The 3695-nt window shown below is 53.9% G+C and carries 4 protein-coding genes; 3 read left to right on the top strand and 1 reads right to left on the bottom strand.

Features of this window, described 5'->3' with window-relative positions; genetic code table 11:
- Positions 1-139: 139 nt before the first annotated feature.
- From FJ147_27845 to FJ147_27835, 3 genes are all read left to right on the top strand, one after another.
- On the top strand, positions 140-367 hold the full coding sequence (locus FJ147_27845) for a DUF2283 domain-containing protein (GenBank protein MBM4259696.1): 228 nt from the start codon (positions 140-142) through the stop codon (positions 365-367).
- Positions 368-739: 372 nt separating this feature from the next.
- Positions 740-1915 (top strand): acetyl-CoA C-acyltransferase, encoded by a 1176-nt coding sequence (locus tag FJ147_27840; protein MBM4259695.1) that lies wholly within the window; start codon positions 740-742, stop codon positions 1913-1915.
- A gap of 19 nt (positions 1916-1934) precedes the next feature.
- Positions 1935-2819, top strand: a complete 885-nt coding sequence (locus tag FJ147_27835) for an amidohydrolase (protein ID MBM4259694.1) — start codon at positions 1935-1937, stop codon at positions 2817-2819.
- 63 nt (positions 2820-2882) lie between these two features.
- Here FJ147_27835 and FJ147_27830 read toward each other — a convergent pair whose 3' ends face one another.
- Positions 2883-3227 carry a hypothetical protein gene (locus FJ147_27830; protein ID MBM4259693.1) on the bottom strand — a complete coding sequence of 115 codons (345 nt, stop codon included), beginning with the start codon at positions 3225-3227 and terminating at the stop codon, positions 2883-2885.
- Positions 3228-3695: the final 468 nt, after the last annotated feature.

The following is a 3695-nucleotide window of genomic DNA, read 5'->3' as shown; positions in this document are numbered from 1 at the left end:
CGGCGAGAGGCCGGGGGAAAGAAGCTCTTCAATTGTGTCCATTCGGTCATGGTCAGGTCCGTTGGATAAACTCGCGGCAGTGTATTCATCCCTCAAGCTTACCAATCCCTTTTTCAAAACACTCTCTAAGAGAAGTGATATGGCCGAAAAAGTAAAAGTCTGGTTCGATCCCGAAGGCGATTTTCTCGAAGTGCAGTTTCGGGATGCCCCAGGGTATATGCGAGAGACCGCGCATGATGCCGTGATGGCGCGCGTAGACGAGCACGGAAACGTGCTGGGATTCACCATTCTTGGGGTGAGCCGTTTCCGTAAGGAGCAACCCTTAGAAGCGGAATTCACCGTTGACCACGATCGGCCACCGCAATGAAATTTACTGAAAGCGGTAAGCTCACTCTGTCGGGGAGTCAAAATGGTCACCGTTCGGGTAACCATTCGGGTCACCATAGGCGTGTGAGACCGAAGAATACGGAGAACTACAGAGGAGACGAAAGAAACGAAAAGGCCCAGGAAATCCGGGCCTTTTGTGCTATCGAGTGTTATGGAGTTATACGGCGCATCACAAACAGTTTGGATTATGAGACCCTCGCTCTAGCCTACTGAGCTACGCCGCCGTGTGAGGGCTGCATTCTACCAGAGAACCAGACTTCGCAGCAAGTCCAGCACTCGCAGGAGCGCCGTAGTTGTGTCATTATTCGGGCTCATGCGATTGGCGCATATTCCTTCAGGAGGGAGCATTCCTATGAGAGAAGCTGTCATTGTTTCCGCTGCTCGTACCGGCATTGGTAAAGCGTTCCGCGGTAGCCTCAACAAAACCCATGGCGCAACGCTCGCCGCTCATGTCATTAAACATGCGGTGGAGCGAGCGAAGGTTGACCCGGCTGAGATTGAAGATGTCGTCCTTGGCTGTGGCTTGCCTGAGGGCGCCACAGGGCACAATATCGCGCGTGTGGCCGCGCTTCGCGCGGGACTGCCCAAAACTGCAGCAGGTGTTACGGTCAATCGCTACTGTTCATCTGGCCTGCAGGCTATCAGCTTCGCAGCGCAACGCATTATTGCGGACGGCGCGGATGTCATGGTCGCAGGTGGTGTGGAATCTATCAGCCTCGTGCAAGGAGTGCTGAACACCAACAATTTCGTTGAAGACTGGATGCATGCGAACCTCAAATCGATCTACTACCCAATGCTCTCCACTGCCGAGATTGTCGCACAACGATATAAAGTCTCGCGCGAGTCACAAGATGAATATGCGCTGATCAGCCAACAGCGTACGGCAGCAGCACAAGCAGCGAATAAGTTCAAAGACGAGATCGTGCCATTCACGACTAACATGGAAGTCACCGATAAAGCGAGTGGTCAAACGTCGGTGAAAGAAGTCACCTTGTCTCAAGATGAAGGCAACCGCTCAGATACCACGCTTGAGAAACTTTCTGCCCTTCCCTCCGTGACCAACGGAAGTATTACGGCAGGGAATTCAAGCCAGTTGTCAGACGGAGCAGCAGCATGTGTGCTGATGGAAGCACGCGCGGCGTCGCAAAAGGGGCTGCAGCCGATGGGGATATATCGTGGGTTGATCGCCACAGGTTGTGAACCTGACGAAATGGGTATTGGGCCGGTCTTTGCTGTACCAAAACTGTTGCAAAGACATGGGCTCAAGATAGATGACATCGGGCTGTGGGAGCTCAACGAGGCGTTTGCGGTACAGACGGTGTATTGTCGCGATCGGCTCGGACTGCCAATGGAGCGATTCAACGTCGACGGCGGCGCCATCTCGATTGGTCATCCATATGGAATGAGTGGAGCTCGAATGGTCGCTCACGCCCTTACCGAAGGAAAACGGCGTGGTGTGAAGTATGTCGTCACAACCATGTGTGTCGGAGGCGGCATGGGTGTCGCCGGTTTATTCGAGGTGGTGTAACTCCAAAGGAGAATGAGAGATGGCTACCGACGGCGTAATCGACATCGTCTGCAACCTATTCACTGAAGAAGAAGTCCGCTTACGGCGCACGGGCGTCGATGAACATTTCCTCGATCAGGTGCGTTTCCCTGAGGAACTGCGCAATGGCGTCCCGATCGAGGCGTATCTCGAAAAGATGGACCGGGCCGGGATTCAACGCTCTCTCCTCATCGCCGTACGCGCTGGAGATTTGCGCGTGCGACATTCGTTCGAGATTCCCTACGAACGCGTCGCCGACGTGTGTCAGCAATATCCAGACCGTTTCTCTGGCCTCGCTGGCGTCGACCCAACGCGTGGCATGCAAGGGTTACGCGAACTCACCAACGCAGTGCGTGAGTATGGTTTTGTCGGTGCTCATCTCTATCCGCATTGGTTTGAGATGGCTCCGGACCATGCACGATATTATCCTCTCTACGCCAAATGCTGTGAGCTTGAGATTCCCATCATGATGCAGGTTGGCCATTGCCTGCGGTACCATAAAGATCGCGTCTTGCCGAGCGTTGGACGCCCGATCACGCTTGATCGTGTCGCCATCGACTTTCCTGAACTCACGCTCATCGGCATTCACGTTGGCTATCCCTGGACCGAAGAGATGATCTCGGTCGCGTGGAAACACCCCAATGTGTACATCGGCACCGACGCGTATGCGCCACGTCACTGGCAGTCACCACTGGTACACTTCATCAATACCTGGGGACAGGACAAAGTGTTATTCGGCACGGATTGGCCGGTCATTGACCCGGAACGGGCGATGAAAGATGTTCATGAACTCGATCTGAGATCAGCATCCAAGCAGAAATTATTACGGGAGAATGCGCTACGGATTTTCCACCTACCGGAGTCACCTGCAAGAGCTGCACAATGAGAACTCAGGACTGAGAGCGAAGCCCTGCTATACTCGACTCTCAGTCCTCAACACTGTTGTCGGTCACCACGCCATATCGCGTGGCTGTGGGCCACGGAGCTTCGGATCGATCTCCGTTGGCGTTGTTTTTAACACCGGTCGGCATGCGTCAGGAATTCCAGACACGAATTCTTCTTGAACAAATTCACTCTCTCCAAGAGTTGCGCCGTAGCCGATTCCACCAACGACGCTCATCGCTGTACACGTCGCCACTTTCACGGGCAACGCAATAACCGTTGCGATAATGCTCGAGATTCCGCCCCCTACGGCCGTAGGCAGGTCTCGGCCAGCATGCGCAGGAAAGGCAACGAGTCCCTGACCAAAAGCCAGGAACATGACAACAATGGCGACAATACGAATCCGTTTCATTTCAGTCTCCCTGTCGTGGAGTTCATGTCATTTTGTCATCTGTACTCAGCAGTTACAAGAGAATCAGACGTGATGACTATTATGGCATCACCCGTGCTCAGTTATCACCTGAGGCATGGACCGTGCCGGTGGTTGTGGGCGGCCATAACTTTCCCACAACTCGCCCCATGCTGTCCGACGAAACTCGCGAATCCGCTGCTGTCCAACGATCGGGTACCAAAGAAAGTCGTGATACACGTTCGAGGCAAACGGTGCCCACGCAACCAAGGGAGAATGGAGGAGGATTTTCTCTTAGGCCAACTTCTGGAGCGAGTCGCGCAGAGTTCAGTGGGACGATTACAGTTCGTCAATACGATTGTCTCTTTAAGTTTAGGCGGTGGCAGGAAACAACTTACCGCAATAGTGATTGACCGGAGTGGAGAGCCTCTGCACAAGAGCAGGGATGAGAGACGAGACCATTGTGTGCTG

This window comes from Deltaproteobacteria bacterium, assembly GCA_016874775.1.
Classification (GTDB): Bacteria; Desulfobacterota; Binatia; order Bin18; family Bin18; genus VGTJ01.
Note: the sequence above shows the minus strand (reverse complement) of the source record. Positions and strands in the feature narration are given on the sequence as shown.